Consider the following 20,405-nt stretch of genomic DNA (forward strand, 5'->3'; position numbering starts at 1 on the left):
TTGTTGAACAACATCAACCGATTGAACAAGATAATGCAGCAGGTGATAGCGTTAATATTGAGCTTGGTGTGGTGGCCACAGATGATGATGGTGATAGCAGTAATACGGGTCAATTAGAGATCCATATAAAGGATGGCTTAAATCCTACAGGTGAAGGCGTTCAAGCCAATATTACCATTACTGAAGGTGATTTAATCCCTCAAGCAGGTGAGCAAGGCTATCCTGTTGTTGGTACAGGACACTTTACCGTTGATGCAACAGATGATGCGTTAGTCGCAACGTCATTAACGATCACTGACAGCGTTAAAACGGCATTATTGACCGAATTAAATGGTCTTACTTCTGGCGGAGACGCATTAACCTTTAGCATTAATATTGATGCTCATGGTGTTATCACGATCACCGGTATCACAGCCAGCGGGGCGGATGAAGCCGTTACCATCACCTTGACGCCGACAGCACAAACAAATGGTGATGTCAGCGTCGAGATGTCGATTACTCAGCAATTACCGCTAGATCATTTGAGTGCCGACGGTACTTATGTTGATGTTAATGGCGGTGATCTTACCATTAATGTACCTGTTCAAATGCAAGATACTGATGGTGATGCATTGCAACAACCCGTTGATGTGGTTGTGACGATTAAAGATGGCGCTAATCCTGAATTTGGTACTGATAAAGGTACCACCATTGTTGAAACCGAAACAGGGGTAACAGCCAGCGGTAAGATCCCATTAGATGTGGGCTCTGATGACATTGCGCATATTGATTTTGCTCAGTCTCAGCCATCACTTGATGGCATTGTCTCAAATAATCAAGCGACCCGTTATAGCGTTGATGGTAATGAGATTAAGGTCGTGATTGACGGTGGCACAAATGATGGTGAAGCGGTTCTAACGATCACAATTGGTAATGATGGCAGTTATATTGTTGAACAACATCAACCGATTGAACAAGATAATGCAGCAGGTGATAGCGTTAATATTGAGCTTGGTGTGGTGGCCACGGATGATGATGGTGATAGCAGTAATACGGGTCAATTAGAGATCCATATAAAGGATGGTTTAAATCCTACAGGTGAAGGCGTTCAAGCCAATATTACCATTACTGAAGGTGATTTAATCCCTCAAGCAGGTGAGCAAGGCTATCCTGTTGTTGGTACAGGACACTTTACCGTTGATGCAACAGATGATGCGTTAGTCGCAACGTCATTAACGATCACTGACAACGTTAAAACGGCATTATTGACCGAATTAAATGGTCTTACTTCTGGCGGAGACGCATTAACCTTTAGCATTAATATTGATGCTCATGGTGTTATCACGATCACCGGTATCACAGCCAGCGGGGCGGATGAAGCCGTTACCATCACCTTGACGCCGACAGCACAAACAAATGGTGATGTCAGCGTCGAGATGTCGATTACTCAGCAATTACCGCTAGATCATTTGAGTGCCGACGGTACTTATGTTGATGTTAATGGCGGTGATCTTACCATTAATGTACCTGTTCAAATGCAAGATACTGATGGTGATGCATTGCAACAACCCGTTGATGTGGTTGTGACGATTAAAGATGGCGCTAATCCAGAGTTTGGCCATGATACATCAGCAACCTTAGATGAAGGTACATCAGGTCAGGCAACTGCATCTGGCACGATTGATATTGATACGGGTAGTGACCAAGTCGCAAAAGTGTACTTTGAAGGCGTTCAATCATCGTTGGATGGTTTAACCAGTAATGGTCATGAAACGACGTACTCATTAAGTACTGATGGCTCTACTATTACCATTGTATTAAAAGACAATCCATCTCAAGTCGTGATGGAAATAAAGATTGATGTTAATGGTCATTATGTTGTTGAACAAAAACAACCGATTGATCAGGTCGATGACACGAATGCTGATAATGAAATTATTAAGCTAGATGTAGTTGCTCAAGACTATGACGGTGATAACAGCAAGCCGGGTCAGATCACGATTAATATTCATGATGGTGAAAATGCTACAGGCGGTGAAACTGGTTCAATTACTATTACTGAAGGTGATTTAACGCCAGAGGCAGGTCAACAAGGGTATCCGGTTTCAGGTGATGTTGATATTGCAGTTAAAGCAGGAGTCGACCGCCTTAATCCAAGCACTGCGACTATTGATAATACTAAACTCACGGCATTGATTGATGAATTACAATCAGAATTAACCTCTAATGGCGAAAAGATCAGTTTTAATTATGATCATAATACAGGTGTATTAACGGGTGCTGCTGACGGAAACGTTGTTGTTACAGTCGCCGTGACCGCGACACAAGCTGCAAACGGACATGATGTTGATATTAAAGTCTCGATTACCCAACACTCTCCACTTGACCATAATGGTAGTAATAATGGTGGATGGGTAAATGTTGATGGCGATAAGATCGTTATCGATGTACCAGTACAAGTTAATGATACTGATGGTGATCCTCTTACTAATGATGTTAATGCTCAAATAACTATTGAAGATGGCGCTAGTCCAGTAATTATTGCTGCACCTGCATTAACGGTTGAGGAAAGTGATTTAGCCTCAGGTTCGACTCCATCAGGTGATGGTGAATCAGCTATTGGCGATATTGTTGTTAATTCAGGTAGTGATTATGTCACTAATTACAAAGTGGACGTTGACTCGTTTAATCAACAAAACGATATAACTTCGCATGGTAATAAAATAATTTTATCGCAATCAAGTGAAGGTACTTACCAAGGTATCGCTAACGGTAATGTTGTATTTAGTTATTACTTACTACCAACTGGACGTTATATCTTCCAATTGCATGGCACAATAGATCATCCAACTCAAGGTGAAGATCAATTAACCATTGATATTCCAGTATATGCGATCGATAACGATGGTGATGTAAGTGGAAGTGTCAATGTTAATGTTACGATTAAAGATGATATTCCATCGGTTCACGATGTGACATTAGCGACAGTCGAAGATAGCTCAAGTACGCAAGAAAATGTGATTACAGCAACAGGAGCTGATGGTGCTGAAGTGACAGCCTTGATTGTTGATGGTCAACATATTGCGTTGTCTAGCTTAGAACAATCTGGTGAATATCGAATCTATGAAGTGAAAGACGGTACGCAAGTATTAGGTGAGCTGATGATCAAGCCTAATGGTGATACCTACTTTATAGCCAAAGATAACATCTCTCAAACTCAAGAAGAGCTAATTAAACAAATTGGTTTTGAAGTAACCGATGGTGACGGTGATACTGCTACAGGCACTATAACTTTAGATATTTCCGATAAAGACGCCATATTACAAGTTGAAAATAGTGCCGGTGAAGAAGACGATGGTCGTCACTCTACCGATCCAACCGACAACGTTGATCCAAGCCGTAATGGTATTGCAATTAATATGACCATTAATGGTGGGGATAACGACCGTGGTGAACATGTAGGTACAGTAACTATTCAACCGCAAACACAAGCACATGGTGTGTTTATGTATAACGACCAACCACTCACCGTTAATAGTGATGGTAGTGTTACCTTACCACCGGAGGCGTTTGCAGTTGATACAACTAATCCACCAGATGTGAAATTTATTTTACAAGGTGTGACTTTTGTTCCTGATGCAGACTATTCAACCTCAGCTGCCGGAATTAAATTTGACGTAACTGCACAAGTAAATACCACTGACGGTGGTAATCATCCGGTTATGAATGGTGAGTTTTCTATTAATGTGCAAGGTATTGCGGATACACCAATCTGGAATGCAAGTTCTGTTGATCACTATGTCACCTCAGAAGATCAGGATAACGTGTTACTCAATGTTGTGGCTGATTTACAAGATACCGATGGTTCAGAAAGGCTGTTCTATTTCATTACCGTGCCCGTAGAATATCAGGACAAGTGTACCTTAGAAATTGGCGGTCAATTATTAGTTGAAACTTCACCTGGCTCTGGTGTGTATAAAGTAACAGCAAACCAGATGGCGTCAGTTGAGGTTAATCCAGTTGATAATTTCAGTGGCGATATTGAGTTAACGATTCAAGCACAAAGTAAAGAAAATAGTAACTTTGTTACTGGTCATCAAACGGCTGACTCTGAAATTAAAACTGTGATTATTAATGTTAGTCCTGTGGCTGATGATGCGGTATTGAAAGTCACGCGTGTTGAAGCAAATGAAGATCAACGGATTGATTTATCAAGCCATATTAACTTGACATCATTGGACGATAATACCGATGGTTCAGAGACTTTATATCTACAAATTTCGGCATTGCCTGATGGCGCTGTGCTGTATCTTAATGATCAGCTACTGACGCCAAATGGCGATGGCGTATATGAGATTTCATACCAACAGTTAAGCGGTTTATCAATGCAACCGCCGTTAGACAGTAATGTTGATTTTAGTATTACGGTTAATGGTGTTGTCCGTGATGTCGCACAAGTGACAGATGCTAACGGCCAAGTGACGACTGAGACCAGTGAAAAAATCATTGGTCCTCAAACCATTGATGTTGCGTTAACAGGTGTGGTTGATCACCCTGAAATTGTATCTGAAAACCCTGATTGGACACCATTAGATGATGGTCGAGATGGTTTACAAACCACGATTAAAGAAGATGGCGAAGCTAAATTTGATTTTAAAGTCGTCTCTGGTGAGCATACCAATGCTGACGGTAATACTGATGGCTCTGAAACTCTGAGTGTGGTTATTTCAGGTATTCCAAAAGGGACTGAGATTTATGATGCAGAAGGTAATCTACAAACCTTAGTTTACGCAGGTGAAGACAGTAATGGTCAGCCTATTTATCAAGTAAACCTTGACTCATTAACCAATATTGTTATTAAGCCACCTCAGAATAGCACTGAAGATCTCAGTTTAGATGTGCGCATAGTTGTGACTGAAAATGATGGTGCGAGTGCTGAGTTCAGCAGTGAGTTGATTATTCATATCACACCTGAAATTGATGCGGATAATTACACCACTATATCGACAGGACTAGAAGACGAAGCAACTATTGTTCATTGGCAACCATCGCTGACTGATCCGCAAGAGCATATTACAGGTTTAGCTTTAAGTGGATTACCTGCGGGTTATCAGTTGCTTATAGATGGTTCTCTACTTAATACTGACAGTAGTGGTCATATAGAATTAACTACACAGCAATTACAGACATTACTTGATGGTGGTGAATTAACAGTAACTGCACCTCATAATTCAGATCAAGATATACAGTTAACCTCAACGGTTACCGTATCTCAAACTGATGTCGATGGTAATAAAGAAACAGTAACCAAAGAAATTACCGGCACATTGGATGTTGATATTAAAGCGGTTGTTGAGCCTGATGGTTCAATAGTTATTGATCATAACGGTACACAAGAGACTACGATTGCCTCTGGTAGCGACGGTGTAATTGATTTATCTAATGATGCTGGATCTGACGGCAAAATTATCTGGCAAAATGATGATAGTTCAAGTTCAGAAGTGATCACGCAAATTGTGTTAGATCCTATTCCTGAAGGGTTCGTGATCATTGGTGGTATTAATAACGGTAATGGTAGCTGGACGGTGCCGCAATCATCACTAGGTGACTTAAAAATAATTGCGGCAGAAAAGTTTACAGGCCAGTTAACCCTTAATATCAATGCCCTTGTTCAAGATATGAGCGATGACGGTGATGTCAGTGATAAAGTTAACGAGAAAGGAACAATCACGTTAGATTTTAGCGCTAATACTGAAAGTCATACTGAAAAAGCCGCCGATATCATTGTTGATGATAGCTATATCGTAACGGGCACTGAAGATAATAGTGTTGATCTCGGTAAGCAAATGATGGATCACATTGTTACCATCAGTACAGCGAACGGTGATCAAGCTCACGATGAGTTTACCTTAGTAATCAAAAGCATCGGTAATTTACCAGCGGGTGCAACTATTTCAGGCGCTGATTTTGACCACGTTACTGGTGAGTACGTATTAAAAGTGCCTGTTGGTGCTGATGGTACGGTTGATCTTTCAGGCATCACATTAAATCTTCCTAATGACTATGCCGGTGATTTTAAGTTTAATGTTACCTATGTCACAACAGATACTGATAGTGGTGATTATAAAACAGTAAATGAAGATATTGCCGTACAAGTTGCTCCACAAGTTGATGGGCCTAAAGATGTCGCGATTACGGTTGTAGAAACGGATGGCTTAAACGCCGATAAGCAGCCGATCTCGACATCAGATGATAAGCAAGAGCAGGTATACGATAATATTGCTTACGAAGATGGTGATATTAAACTCGATCTCTCGATGAGTTTAAAAGATACCGATACATCGGAGACTGATGGTAAAGAAACGATACAGTCAGTAACCCTAACATTAGCTGATACTACCAATGGCGTATTTATTGATGCTAATGGCAATGTGCTAGGCACGTCAATTACGGTTGATCAAAGTCAGCTTGATAATATTCATTTCAAGCCTGCACTCGATTTTAGCGGTAAGGTCGATATTAATGTCAGTACAACTGTAGTGGATACTGCTATTTATGATCAAACTAGCGGGGCGACAGTCACTGACACTAAATCATTTGATAGTACGGTTAGCTTTGATGTAATTGCTGTGAATGATGAAATCAAATGGCAAGGTATTGATACACCGATTGTTGGTGATGAAGATACCGCTATTTCATTGGCTGGAATTAGTGGTTCTTTAGAAGATGTCGATGGCTCTGAGCATATTGTTTCGATGAAATTAGAAAATGTGCCCGATGGCTTTATCATTGAAGGTGCTGTTAATAATGGCGGTGGTGTATGGACAATTGCTGCATCAGGTGAAAGCTTTGATTTAAGTGATATTAAAGTGCGTCCACCCCATGATTTCAGTGGTACCGTTGATATTGATATTGTGGTTTATTCAAAAGAAGACTCACTGGATAAACCGGCAGAGAATCGTGAAACCATCACTATCGATGTACAACCAGTAGCCGATAAAGTAGATACTGACGTTGATCCAAATGCAAGTGGTGATGAAAATAGTCCGATTACGCTTGATTTGGGTATTAAAGCTTATGACGACAAAAACACCATTAATAATCCTGGTCCAAATGTGCATGAAAATGGGGCTGAATCATTACAAATAACCATCACTAACGTACCTGATTCAAGTTCATTTACGTTACCTGATGGGGTTGATGGTAGTGCAGAAAAGCAAGCTGATGGTTCATGGATAATTAAAGTGACAGGCTCTGATCTGGATTCGTTAATTTTCCATCCGGGTGATGCTAATAATCAAACGGTCATTGACGGCACTATTTGGAATGGCGATTTAAATCTTGATATTCGTGCGGTTGACAACGGTGTTGTTGGTACTGACAGTGTTGCAGTTGATAAGACTATCCATGTTGATGTTATTCCTGATAATGATGCACCAGTAAACCATTTACCTTCAGATCCATTAACGGTTGATGAAGACGCTACGCTAGTGATAAATGGTTTGCAAATTACCGATGTTGATAGCAATGATCATGATGCAGTAATGGATATGACAGTCACTCTAAGTGTTGAGCACGGTCAGCTTGCTATTGCCGCGGGTGTCGATACATCGGGCTTAACCGTCACTGATAATGGTGATGGTAAGTTGATTATCAATGGTGATTTAAACTTGATTAATCAACTTTTAGATCATGGAATTAACTATACTGGTGATAAAGATTTTAACGGTACTGATAGCCTGACTATGACCACTAATGATAATGGTAATTCAGGTGCCGGCGGTCCATTAACCGATACTGATAGTATTAATATTACAGTTAAGCCAGTGAACGATGCGCCTGTAAATACTGTACCAGCACCGTTTGATGTTAATGAAGATAGTAGCCATGTTATTACAGGCTTGAGCATTGCAGATGTTGACGCTAAAGAAAGCGGTACTTCGGGGCAAATGACAGTTGAGCTTAGTGTTGAACACGGCCAACTTGCTATTGCTGCGGGTGTCGATACATCAGGTTTAACTATTACTGATAATGGTGATGGTAAGTTAGTGATAAGCGGTGATATCGATAAGATTAATACCTTGCTTGATGCGGGTATTAAATACACTGGTGATGAAAACTTTAATGGTAGTGATCAGCTAACCATGACTACATCAGATAACGGTAATGTCGGTAGCGGTGGCGTGTTAACCGATGTGAGTACGGTTGATATCACAGTAACACCGGTTAATGATGCGCCTGTAAATACAGTACCTGCAGCATTTGATGTTAATGAAGACAGTAGCCATATTATTACTGGATTGAGCATTGCAGATGTTGATGCCAAAGAAGGTGGTACATCGGGACAAATGACAGTTGAGCTAAGTGTTGAACATGGACAACTGGCGGTTATTGCAACCGATACTCAAGGGCTAACGATCACTGATAATGGTGACGGTAAGTTAGTGATAAGCGGTGATATTGATAAAATTAATACCTTGCTTGATGCGGGGATTGAATACAGTGGCGATCAAAACTATAACGGTAGCGATCAGCTAACCATGACTACTTCTGATAACGGTAATGTCGGTAGCGGTGGTGCGTTAACCGATGTGAGTACGGTTGATATCACTGTCGATGCGGTCAATGATGCACCGGTCAATGATGTACCTACCACGATTACTGCGAGTGAAGATACTGCAACAGTTGTGGAAGGTATAAAAGTTACCGATGCTGACTTTAATGAGCTTGCCAATAATGAAGCGATGTCGGTGACATTAGCGGTTAATCATGGCTCACTATCGATTATATTACCGACAAATAGTGGTGTTGAAGTTACTGATGATGGTAGCGGTAATGTGGTTCTGAAAGGTTCAATGGCAGATATCAACGCGGTACTTGATAGTGGTGTGAGCTATACTGCAGCTGAAAACTTCAGTGGCAATGATGAATTGACCATTACAACCAATGATGGTGGTAATACCGGCTCAGGTGGCAGTCTATCGACGACCAATAAAGTCAATATTACCGTCACACCAAAAGCGGATATGCCGTCCTTAAGTTTAAGTCCGGATCATATTCAAACCGCTGCGATTCAAAGCTCATTAGGGACAATGTTGCCTTTGATTGGTTTAATTGCTGCAGCGTCAGCTGATGCTTCTGAAACACTGACTGTTAAACTTAGTGATTTAGGCTCAGCTCAGGTTGTTGATAAAGCTGGCAATGTTATTGGTACCGACTTAGGTAATGGTGAGTGGCAAATTACTGCGCAAGATCTGAATGATGTTTATATTAAAGATCTTACTCAAGGTACACACACAATCAGCGTTGTTGCAGTATCGACTGAATCTGATGGTTCTCAAGCAATATCACCAGCGGTTAATATTGATGTCGTGGTTGATGATCTTAGTGTAACCAATAATATAATTGGTCAGAATAGTGCGTCGAATCAAGCGAATTTAGTGATTGATAGTACCGCTGAAGCAACCCTATTTGGCGGTGACGGCAATGATATTCTCGTCGGTGGTTTAGCATCTGATATTTTAGTTGGCGGTCGAGGTGATGATATTCTGTGGGGAGGTGATCTTAATGGCCATGGCGATGGCGTTAAAGATACTTTCTTATGGTCTGAAGCTGATTTTGGTACTGCTAATGCGCCAGCGACAGACACTATCATGGATTTTGAAGTGGGTATTGATACCATTAATCTTGGTGATGCGCTTAATAGTCAGGATATTCAATCTGTTGAAGATTTGAATAATCGTTTGAATATCGTAGAACAACAAGGCAATACTGAAATTCAGATTTTTGATGATCAACATCAAGTTGTGCAAAACATCATATTAGATGGTGTTAGTCATAATGATCTCTTTGGTGATAACGCTGCTAGTATGACAAATGCTGATAAATTGGATGCATTACTTAATAGTGGTAATCTTGAGTTAAGTGATAATTTTGGTAATCAACAAGATAATACCTTGACTGCTGATAACCAAGGCGAGTCTTTGTTTGGTTTCGGTGGCAACGATATTCTTGCTGCTGGTCAGGGTAATGATATTTTAACCGGTGGTAGTGGTGATGATGTGTTCATATGGCATGAAACATCGCTTTCGGCGGTGGAAAATACGGATACCATTACTGATTTTGAGTTAGATAAAGATCAAATTAACCTTTATGACTTATTGACTGATGATAATAATAGTATTGTTGATATGGATGTTTTATTGAAACATGTTAGTGCTGATGTTGATGATAACGGCAATCTCAATCTTGAAGTGAATAGTACTCAAGGGCAGTCACAGCATATTGTGTTAGAAAATTTCAACCCACAACATGATTTAGGCTTAGTAGATGGTGCATCTTCTGCTGATATTGTGTCATCCTTGTTCAATCATAATGTGTTTCAAGTTGATAATAATCATTAACGATTAATTAAACTAAAAAAGCAGCTTTGAATGGCTGCTTTTTTGATAAAACAAAGAGAAAGAGTGATGAAAAAAGGGCTAATTGGTGGTTTGCTGCTATTAAGTTCAGGTGCAGTATATGCGCAAAGTTGTCCTGTTAACGTACCTAATCCAATTCATATTGATAAAGGAAACGTGTCTGTTTATGAAGCAGGAAAGCCAAAGTTATTAATAGATGATAATAATAATTTGTTTATTAATGGTAAGCAGGTTGATCTTAATACGATGCAACAGCAAGCATTAACAGCTTATAGCGATAATATGCAGACCTATTTGCCACAGATGGCAGCGTTAGCTCAACAAGGCACAGACCTAGCATTAGCAGTATTGAAAGATGTATCAAGTAGTTTTAACTCACAAACTGCATTTACTAAAGTACAGACATTGGTGAAACAATTAAGTGAGCAGGCGCAACATAAATTTTATAATGCGCAAGGTGATTTTGTGATGCCTGCTGATGTGTTTAGTAGTATGGATACCACCTGGAAAACAGAATTTGAAAATGCGATCCAGCAAGTTACTGTTGAATCAATATCAAGTGTATTAACGGCACTTGGTGATGAGATGAAACATGGCGATCTCGATTTTAGTCAAATGCAGACTAAATTTTCGCAATTAAAGACGCAGATCACTGATACTGTGGCTCAGCATAGTGGTGAGATGAAAGTAAAAGCGAATGATTTATGCGGTTCAATTGAAGGCTTAGCGAAACAAGAGCAGCAACTGCAGCAAATTATTCCACAGTTGCAAGATATACCAATGTTTAAAAGTAATGCTAATGAAAGATAAGCAATAATCAAAAATAGCACCTAAGGGTGCTATTTTTATTGGTATTTATGCCTACACTTGATAGATAAGACATCAGTGTCATGCTTAACGTTGGTGAATGTTACTGCCTGTGAATTTGTTCGCTAAGTCAATGGAGTGCTATATGTTAAAGATTTTAATTATTTTTGGTCTATTAGGCTTTGCATATTGGGTGATTCGCTATTTATCAAAGTCACAACAAAATCAGATTGTCACAGGTCTTGTGGCGGTGTTAGGCTCTGCAGCAATCATCTTTATTGGGTTTGAACTCTTTCGTTAAAGTAAATCAGTTAGGGCAATGCCAATACCGAGTCGTTGCTGTTTATGGTTGTAATCAATGAGATTTTCACCATAACCTGTTGAGTATTTAGTATAACCTCGTAATTTACCCCATAGCGGGAAGGTTAATCCCAATTCACCATAGCCTTTGTGAGTTGCAAAGTTTTGGCGGCCAGTAAAACTAAATTCGTAATCTTGCCATTTATAAACTGCATTTATCTCATAATGTCCCATATAATCGATGATATCTGGATTGTCATCGCCAGTAGCAGAAGATGGTGTTTGTTTTTTATCTTCAGGTATTCGCCACCACGGGCGCAGTGATAGTGCTAAATTGCCTTTCTCAACGATCAGATCTGTATAGACACGGTTCCAGCTTCTCGATAAGCCCTGAGTTCGACCATTTGATTGGTGTTCAATACCCAGTGTCATCCAAGTTTTGGTGCCAAAGGGGGCCCATGGTGTCGGGGCTAGGTAAAATATTTCGGGGCGATAATTGGTTTCTCTAAACGGACGTGAAAGGTCAGCGGCATACACTTGCCAATATGACTCCAAGGTGAAAGCGACAAATAAGCCATCATCATCAATCAATAAATCACCATAATTTAATGGTGTTTTAAAACTAATTTGAAACTCCGCTTCAGCATTTTTCATCTTACCAGCCCACGGACTATCTTTATAAGCGGCATCATTGATGCTGTCAGTCATGACTATTGGTAGAAAATAATTCATACGATGGGGAGTAATAACGAAGCGGTTGAACGCTGTTTCACGTTCATTTTGTAAGCGTTGAGAAACAAGCGTTGGCTGGGGAGAAGCCTGATGCGTTGTTGCCGCTGTAATATTTTTGGTACAACGCAAACGGATGTCATTGAGTGTTAAATCACCATTTTGGGTTTTTACCGCGTTGAGTAGGCAAGCATCATAATCTTGAGTAGTGCTTGCAGCTGCTGTACTCGCAATAAATAATGAAGAAGTAAGGCAAACAGTATAGATACATCTCACAATGAACAATTATCCCTAAAAGTTAAACAATAAGCTGGTTGTTAATCCTTTGTCATATTGTCATTAGTGTACCTAATTAGTCACTATATTTATTAATATTAAGTCAAATAGTTGTAAAACAAAAACGCCGTCTAAAGATAGACGGCGATTATTGTTTAACGTGCAGTTTTTGAGTGCGGTATTAGCTATGCACCGCTGCGACTCCGCGTTGGTTTACCGTTTGGGCGACCCCCTGGTTTACCATTACGGTTAGTCGGGCGACTATTTGACTGGGCAGGCTTTCCATTACGGTTACCATTGGTACTGGTGTTATTACTGCCACCACGGTTACCATTGGTACTGGTGTTATTACTGCCACCACGGTTACCATTGGTACTGGTGTTATTACTACCACCACGGTTACTGTTAGTGCCTGTTTTTGCTGTATTGTTACTACGTGGGCCGTTTGGTTGCAGTTTACCATTACCTACCGGCTTACCATTTCGATTACCTTGAGGGCGTTTACCATCGGTACGAATATCAGGCTGGTTTGGGTTCTTAGTTGCAAAGCGCTTAGAACCATGACGACCTGAACCACGGCGTTCTGCTGGTGTCATTTCTGCTTCACTACCAGCCTCTGGTACTAAACAATTAGGGCGATTACCAATAAGGTACTTCTTACCCATTGTCGTTAGTGCATCACGAATAAGAGGCCAGTTTAGTGGATCATGGTAACGTAAGAGTGCTTTATGCAGGCGACGTTGACGTTCACCTTTAGCAACAAATAAATCCTCACGACCTTTGTACTTCACTTTCTTTAATGGGTTAGTTTCAGAGTGGTACATTGCCGTAGCATTACACATTGGTGATGGGTAGAAGTTTTGTACCTGATCACACTGGTAATCATTTTGTTTAAGCCACAATGCAAGGTTCAACATGTCATCATCAGTTGAGCCTGGGTGCGCTGAAATAAAGTATGGAATTAGGTATTGTTTTTTGCCTGCTTCTTGACTGTATTGTTCAAACATTGATTTAAAGCGGTCATAGGTACCCATGCCCGGCTTCATCATCAGATCAAGTGTGCCTTTTTCTGTATGTTCCGGTGCGATCTTTAAATAACCACCAACATGATGAGTAACAAGTTCACGCACGTATTCTGGCGATTCGACAGCTAAATCATAGCGCACACCAGAGGCAATCATGATCTTCTTGATACCTTTAACATTACGAGCATTACGATATAAATCAATCAGATGTTTGTGATCGGTATTTAGCTTCTCACAAATTTTAGGGAAGATACATGATGGGCGACGACAGTTAGCTTCTGCACGTGTGTCAGAACAGCCAAGACGATACATGTTCGCTGTCGGGCCACCTAAATCAGAAATAGTACCAGTAAAACCAGGAACTTTATCGCGAATGTCTTCTAGTTCATTAAGAATAGATTCTTGAGAACGGTTTTGAATAATACGACCTTCGTGTTCAGTAATTGAACAGAATGAACAACCACCAAAACAACCACGCATGATGTTAACCGAGGTTTTGATCATGTCATAAGCTGGAATTTTTGCTTTGCCGTAACTTGGGTGAGGTACGCGAGCAAACGGTAATCCAAATACAAAATCCATCTCTTCAGTTGATAATGGAATTGGTGCACGATTGATCCATAATTCACGATCAGCATGTTTTTGAATTAATGCGCGTCCAGAATAAGGGTTGGTTTCTAAATGCATGACACGGCTTGCGTGAGCATACAAAATACGGTCATTGGCTAGCTTTTCATAAGATGGCAGACGGACAACTGTATTTTCTGCGTCGTGGCGCGATGGACGAACGTGAATTACCTGTGGCTGCTTTTCTTTTTCTTCTTTATTAGATGCACAAGTTTCTTCGGTCGCATAAGGGTTTTGCATCACCATTGGACGACCAGGCTTTTCAATACGTGATGAATCAATTTCCTGATAACGCTCAGGAATGTCTTTGATCATTACCGCAGTGCCTGCAATATCAGTTAATGACTTAATATCTTCGCCATTTGCGATACGGTGTGAGACTTCAACCAGTGCACGTTCAGCGTTACCAAATAACAGAATATCAGCCTTCGCATCCATTAATACTGAGCGACGAACTTTGTCAGACCAGTAATCATAGTGTGCAAGGCGACGTAAACTTGCTTCAATACCACCCAGCACGATAGGTGCTTCTTTATAGGCTTCACGGCAGCGTTGTGAATACACCAATACGGCACGATCAGGACGTTTGCCACCTTCATTGTTGGGAGTGTAAGCATCGTCTTTACGCAACTTACGATCCGCGGTATAGCGGTTGATCATTGAATCCATATTGCCGGATGTAATACCAAAATAAAGATTCGGTTTACCCAATGCCATAAAATCGTCTTTATTGTCCCATTTAGGCTGCGCAATAATACCCACGCGAAAACCTTGAGACTCAAGTAAACGACCAATAACAGCCATACCAAAACTTGGATGGTCAACATAGGCATCACCAGTAACAATGATAATGTCACAGCTGTCCCAGCCAAGAGCGTCCATCTCTTTTCTAGATGTTGGCAAGAATGGAGCTGTGCCATAGCATTCAGCCCAATACTTAGGGTAGCTATCAATAGGTGTTACTTTCGTGTGCATGTTTTGACCTCTATATTTTGAGGCGGGAATTATAGCGGCTCACCTAAACGCTGGCTAGCCTTTATAAACCCAGACCTTTATATCTGTTTAAGTTTTTATATCAGGCGATCGAAAGTAAAAATTATTATCAATAAAAGTAACTGATTATTGAATATAAGACAGTTTCTCAGATATGGATAATAAACGCTGATATTAAATTTTAATTTATATCTTTATGATTATAAAAGTTTTTTCATATGGCTATTCATAGAAATCAATAGAAAAAGATAAATTAAGGAAGCGATTATGTTCTTAGGGGTTTTTATAGCCTTAAAATACTATTGAGATAATATTTTGAACCATAATGTTACTTCATATTAACAATCATACCATAATGGTATGGAAGGTGAATAAAATGAAGCAATATCTATTTTCTCTTTTTGTTGGCGTTTTGTTTTTGAGTGGTGGGTGTGGCAGTGATAATGATGATTTTAATCGACAGTCAGAAACGGCAACCTATGACTTAACATTTACATCTAATTGGAGTAGTACAAATTTCCCAACAAATTATCCGAATAATCGCCATTTTTCAGGTCTAATTGGTCTTACGCATAATAGTAATGTTAATTTGTTTAAGGTTGGTGAATTAGCGTCTGCTGGTATTGTTACTGTGGCTGAAACTGGCTCTAAAGATGATATTACTCCAGAGATAAATAGCGTAATTAATACCGGTAAAGGATATTCAACCATTGATGGTAGTGGTCTGTCTGCTGCTAATCTAGATGCAGGTGAAAACTCAGTAACAGTAAGATTTACGGTGACTCAAGACTTTCCATTAATTTCATTAGTTACTATGTTAGCGCCAAGTCCTGATTGGTTTGCTGGTATTGATAGTCTTTCTTTGAAAGATGGGGATAACTGGCTTACTACATTATCAAAAGATGTAAAAACATATGATGCCGGTAGTGATGATGGAACAACATTTACGGCTAATAATGCACCATTAACACCACATGTAAATATCTCGTTATTGACATCTGAAAGAACGGATACTGATTTTGAAAATGGCTTACATTATTCAAATGGCTTACCAATTGGCACTATAGCAATAAAAAGAATTGAGTAACTGTTTGATGAAAAAGTGTTTTAATAAAATGGAGGTCAAGTATAAAACTTGACCTCTATATTTTTAATGTGATTGTAAGCTTCTTACATCCGATCCATCAGGGCTTTGATATACGGCAAGATCAAATTGGGGCAAAATCGCTAATACATGGTCAAAAATATCAGATTGAACTGCTTCATAAAAAGCCCATCGAGTATCATTAACAAACACATAAATTTGCACGGGTAGACCTTGTGCTGTTGGCTCTAATTCACGCACCAGAAAGGTCATATCTTGACGAATTTTCTTGTTTTGCTTTAAATAAGCCTCTAGGTAAGCACGAAATACCGTAATATTGGTAAGCTGTAATGCATGCGCATCACCGCTGGCTATTTCAGTGTTTCTTTTCGTTATAAAATCTGCCACATAAGGGAGCTGAGCTAATTTTTGTTGTTGTTGTTGATCTATAAATTTAATCGTTTCAATATCGATTAGCACTGAACGTTTGATGCGTCTCCCACCAGATTCCTGCATTTGACGCCAGTTAATAAATGAGTCTTGTACCAGAGCATAGGCAGGGATATTGGTCACAGTATTGTCCCAGTTTTTTACTTTAACAGTTGTTAAAGAGACTTCATCAATACTACCGTTAGCGCCATATTTATCCATTTGGATCCAATCACCCACTTTTACCATTTGGTTAGCTGACAGCTGAATACCAGCCACAAAACCTAAAATAGTATCGCGGAAAACCAATAACACTAAACCTGTAGCAACACCTAAACCGCTTAAGAAATAAATAGGTGATCGATTAGCTAATACTGAAATAGCAATAATAAAGCCAATAAAAAAGATGATCAGTTTTGATAATTGAACAAAACTTTTTACTGGTAGATTTCGGCTGATCTGATTGATATCTGCCATGTCGTTGGTTGCATCAAGAAATGCATATGAGCTTCTGACGAGTACGATAATTAACCATAAGCTGAGGGTGCGATCAATAAAACTACTGAGAATAGCATGTTTATCTAATACTAGCGGTATAACAAGATTGAGTACCATTGCTGGAATAGTCAGTGATAATTTTTCAAACACTTTATGGCGCACCATAACGTGTCCCCATGTCGCTTGGGAACGTTTTATGGCTGAGCGTAATAATGTAAGTAAGCCCCAACGCACAAAGACATAAGATAAGAATGCAAGAGCACAGCAAAGCACCATAAAGATGGCGGTTGATATATTATCTTGTGGTTGAACATTAATCCCCAGCTGTGACATGCCATTAGCAATGTCTAAGCGTATTTTATGGCTCAAAACTGAACTCCATACTCACACGGTGAATAAATAAATGTTGAATGGTGATTGCTTAATATCATTATTTAACAACAGTATTAACAATGATACGAGTATATTTTAGTGGTGGCGTTTATCTTAGCATAATCATAAAGCTGCATTAGTGATAGAATCTTAGAATACCAAGTATGTATGTTCTAGAAATAGTATGGAGATGATAGTGGCCAAAAAGTTTTATGTGGTATGGCAAGGCCGTGAGCCCGGTATTTATAGTGATTGGGCAAGTTGTAAGCAGCAAGTCGATAAATTTGCAGGTGCACGCTATAAATCATTTCCAACTCAAGCAGAAGCAACGGCCGCTTTTGGTAAACAGCCTCAAGCAGTAAGATCTACAGCAGCGGGAAGTAATAAAACTGCTGTAAAGCGTACAACAACCAGTAAAGGATCATTAACCAGCGAACAAGTTCATGCATTAACTGCAGAGATTAAAATATTTACTGATGGCGGTTGTGATCCAAATCCGGGTAAAGCGGGATCAGGGTTAGCGTTATACCGAAACAATCAGCTCTGTGAATTATGGTATGGCTTGTATGAACCAATGGGCACCAATAATACCGCCGAGTTAAATGCACTTAATCAAGCGTTGATCTTAGCTGAACAAGCGTTGGTACAAGGGACAACTGTCACTATTTTTTGTGATTCGAAATATTCAATTCAATGTATTACTCAATGGGCGATAACATGGCAAAAAAATGGCTGGAAAAAAGCGGGTGGAGAAATTAAAAATCTCGCATTAATTCAACAAATGTTTAGCCGTTATCAAGCACTAAAATCACAGCTTGTGATCCACCATGTAAATGGTCATGTTGGTATTGAAGGTAATGAATTGGCTGATCGAATGTCAATTTTAGCGGTCGATACGAAAACGGTCGACTTTTGCTTATATCAACCGCCTTATGATTTGGCTGCGTTACTTGCTCTTCGTGCGGGTTAAGCTCTGTTAGCTTTGGGTTAGTACAGCGAGCATACGTAAAATGTTCGCTTTATTTTCGCCACCGCCCATCATTTCTGGATTGGCTAATGCATATAAATAGCCTTCAATAGCACTACCATCAATATCTGCTCTAAAATCAATTAAATTTGCCCATTGCTCGATATCATCGGCATCAATTTCATCAGCAAGATATTTTTCTAATACCATGATTAAATGCTGGTGGCTGACCTCAAAAGGGGGATCATTGGGAGAGTTGTCTGCATTAACAAATACTGAAAACGCCGCGTCCCGTTGAGGACCAAAGGTCAAGATTTGGATAAGGGCTTGTTGTTTATTCATAACATCATCATGTGGTTTGATTGATAATAGGATTGTGCCGTGAATAACAATATAAAAAAAGCCCACTGAGAGTATTTCTCAATGGGCTTGGTATTTTTCAGTCATTAATGTTCTATGTAATGATTAAGCGTACATCGGTACTAAGACAAATGTACCCACAATAACGGTCGCTAAACCACAGATAACAGGCACGAAGGTACGTTTAACAACATCAAACGGACTGATTTTCGCCATACCAGATGTCGCGACGATAACACCAGAAACAGGTGAAATAGTACGACCTAAGTTTGATGCTTGTAACATTGGAATAATTAGGAAAGCAGGGCTTAAACCTAATTTACCCGCTAGCTGAGGTGCCAGTTCTACGAAAGCATAGAACGGTGCGTTACCAGAGCCTGTTGCAATAGCGGCAGCAACTGTTAGTGCTGTTAGTAGTAGCATCAATGCGAAACCACCTGCGCCAGCTTTATCTGCTAGCGCAATCAGGTTATCAATCGTACCAACTGTCATCAGTCCTTGCGCAAACACACCCGCAGCAACTAATAGCATTACTACGCCTTTAAATGCGTCACCCATACCAGCATAGCAAGACTCTAGATTACTTAATGTCGTCTTACCATCTAAACGGTTAGTCAAGAAATCAACTAAAGCACCAAGTGCAATTGATACGATTACAATTGTGTAAATATCCAGTTTTAAACCTGGAATGGTTTCACCGTTAAATAAGAATACGCCGATAATTGGCATGAAAGGTAAGATAGAGTAATAACCAGGTGCATTGACTTCCATTTCTGAAATATCAACACGTTCCATTGGAGTATTGTCTCTCTTATCAAGGTATTTATTCCAGAAAAACGCTGCCACAGCCATAACGATAATGGCACAGATAGAAACAGGTAGTACCGTTTCAACGGCAAAGACGTGTAATGGTAAACCTGATTTTTCAGCAGCAACAACAACATCACCTGATGTTGGAGATAAAATAATAGCAGCAGGTGATGCACATACCGCAGCCGCTGCTGGGCGAGAAATACCCATCGCTGTCATCATTGGGAATAGGGTTGCCATTAATAGCACCCCAAGACCTGTTGCAGAGCTAACTGCAAGTGACATTAAACATGCCACAATATAGGCCGCAACTAATAATGCATAAGGTGATTTAATAAAAGAAAGAGGCTTTGAAAACTGTTTTACAACAACATTATTTGCGCCGATATATGTCATATAAGAAGCAAAACCACACAAAAGCATGATTTGTAAACCTAGGCCACCACCACGGTTTTGAAGCATGTATTTCACATACTCAAGTGAATCAGTTAGTAGGTTACCTGTAGATGCCACTTTTGCTGGTAAAACAGAATGACCTAATATCCCTGCAATAATTAATAATGAAACGCCAGCGGTTAATAAAACACCGGCTGCGTTATATCCCTTTACTATGTAATAACCAACGGCAATGGTAATCACCAAACCAATTAATAATTCCGTCATGGAAAACTCTCTCCTAAAATCAAATTAAATATGCATTTATGATGTTTTACGGCATTTTATTCATA

The 20,405-nt window shown here is 39.8% G+C and carries 10 protein-coding genes; 5 read left to right on the top strand and 5 right to left on the bottom strand.

Going from position 1 to position 20,405, the window contains the following annotated elements:
• The first annotated feature begins 68 nt into the window (after nucleotides 1-68).
• From PAND9192_RS19335 to PAND9192_RS20830, 3 genes are all read left to right on the top strand, one after another.
• Nucleotides 69-10,382 (top strand): T1SS-143 repeat domain-containing protein, encoded by a 10,314-nt coding sequence (locus tag PAND9192_RS19335; protein WP_234999224.1) that lies wholly within the window; start codon nucleotides 69-71, stop codon nucleotides 10,380-10,382.
• A 66-nt stretch (nucleotides 10,383-10,448) separates the two neighbouring features.
• The gene (locus PAND9192_RS19340; protein WP_200817848.1) at nucleotides 10,449-11,210 is read left to right on the top strand and encodes a DUF2884 family protein; all 762 of its coding nucleotides are present in this window, start codon (nucleotides 10,449-10,451) and stop codon (nucleotides 11,208-11,210) included.
• Nucleotides 11,211-11,352: 142 nt separating this feature from the next.
• A complete protein-coding gene (locus PAND9192_RS20830; protein ID WP_162840644.1) occupies nucleotides 11,353-11,508 on the top strand; it encodes a hypothetical protein in 156 nt (51 codons plus the stop codon).
• Here the strand turns inward: PAND9192_RS20830 and PAND9192_RS19345 are convergent.
• Both PAND9192_RS19345 and PAND9192_RS19350 read right to left on the bottom strand, forming a co-directional pair.
• Nucleotides 11,505-12,512: a phospholipase A gene (locus tag PAND9192_RS19345; RefSeq protein ID WP_370738400.1), complete on the bottom strand. Its 1,008-nt coding sequence runs from the start codon at nucleotides 12,510-12,512 to the stop codon at nucleotides 11,505-11,507. The genes PAND9192_RS20830 and PAND9192_RS19345 overlap by 4 nt on opposite strands.
• A 185-nt stretch (nucleotides 12,513-12,697) precedes the next feature.
• Nucleotides 12,698-15,139 carry a YgiQ family radical SAM protein gene (locus PAND9192_RS19350; RefSeq protein WP_087855028.1) on the bottom strand — a complete coding sequence of 814 codons (2,442 nt, stop codon included), beginning with the start codon at nucleotides 15,137-15,139 and terminating at the stop codon, nucleotides 12,698-12,700.
• A gap of 394 nt (nucleotides 15,140-15,533) precedes the next feature.
• Here PAND9192_RS19350 and PAND9192_RS19355 point away from each other — a divergent pair, with 394 nt between their 5' ends.
• Nucleotides 15,534-16,244, top strand: a complete 711-nt coding sequence (locus PAND9192_RS19355) for a spondin domain-containing protein (protein ID WP_159458261.1) — start codon at nucleotides 15,534-15,536, stop codon at nucleotides 16,242-16,244.
• A 63-nt stretch (nucleotides 16,245-16,307) separates the two neighbouring features.
• Here the strand turns inward: PAND9192_RS19355 and PAND9192_RS19360 are convergent, their stop codons facing one another.
• Nucleotides 16,308-17,537 carry a mechanosensitive ion channel family protein gene (locus PAND9192_RS19360; protein WP_087855030.1) on the bottom strand — a complete coding sequence of 410 codons (1,230 nt, stop codon included), beginning with the start codon at nucleotides 17,535-17,537 and terminating at the stop codon, nucleotides 16,308-16,310.
• A gap of 199 nt (nucleotides 17,538-17,736) precedes the next feature.
• Here PAND9192_RS19360 and PAND9192_RS19365 point away from each other — a divergent pair, with 199 nt between their 5' ends.
• Nucleotides 17,737-18,510 carry a ribonuclease H family protein gene (locus PAND9192_RS19365; RefSeq protein ID WP_087855031.1) on the top strand — a complete coding sequence of 258 codons (774 nt, stop codon included), beginning with the start codon at nucleotides 17,737-17,739 and terminating at the stop codon, nucleotides 18,508-18,510.
• A gap of 6 nt (nucleotides 18,511-18,516) precedes the next feature.
• Here PAND9192_RS19365 and PAND9192_RS19370 read toward each other — a convergent pair whose 3' ends face one another.
• The gene (locus tag PAND9192_RS19370) at nucleotides 18,517-18,849 is read right to left on the bottom strand and encodes a hypothetical protein (RefSeq protein WP_087855065.1); all 333 of its coding nucleotides are present in this window, start codon (nucleotides 18,847-18,849) and stop codon (nucleotides 18,517-18,519) included.
• Nucleotides 18,850-18,972: 123 nt separating this feature from the next.
• A complete protein-coding gene (gene dcuC / locus PAND9192_RS19375; RefSeq protein ID WP_060999661.1) occupies nucleotides 18,973-20,340 on the bottom strand; it encodes an anaerobic C4-dicarboxylate transporter DcuC in 1,368 nt (455 codons plus the stop codon).
• Nucleotides 20,341-20,405 lie beyond the last annotated feature (65 nt).

Origin of the sequence: Photobacterium andalusiense, from assembly GCF_900185625.1 — a bacterium.
Classification (GTDB): Bacteria; Pseudomonadota; Gammaproteobacteria; order Enterobacterales; family Vibrionaceae; genus Photobacterium; species Photobacterium aquimaris.

What these genes read in the sequence shown, in the direction of transcription:
- PAND9192_RS19350 (WP_087855028.1), bottom strand. Translation starts at nt 15,139, where the DNA reads ATGCACACGAAAGTAACACCTATTGATAGCTACCCTAAGTATTGGGCT.
- PAND9192_RS19355 (WP_159458261.1), top strand. Translation starts at nt 15,534, where the DNA reads ATGAAGCAATATCTATTTTCTCTTTTTGTTGGCGTTTTGTTTTTGAGT.
- PAND9192_RS20830 (WP_162840644.1), top strand. Translation starts at nt 11,353, where the DNA reads ATGTTAAAGATTTTAATTATTTTTGGTCTATTAGGCTTTGCATATTGG.
- PAND9192_RS19370 (WP_087855065.1), bottom strand. Translation starts at nt 18,849, where the DNA reads ATGAATAAACAACAAGCCCTTATCCAAATCTTGACCTTTGGTCCTCAA.
- PAND9192_RS19340 (WP_200817848.1), top strand. Translation starts at nt 10,449, where the DNA reads ATGAAAAAAGGGCTAATTGGTGGTTTGCTGCTATTAAGTTCAGGTGCA.
- dcuC (WP_060999661.1), bottom strand. Translation starts at nt 20,340, where the DNA reads ATGACGGAATTATTAATTGGTTTGGTGATTACCATTGCCGTTGGTTAT.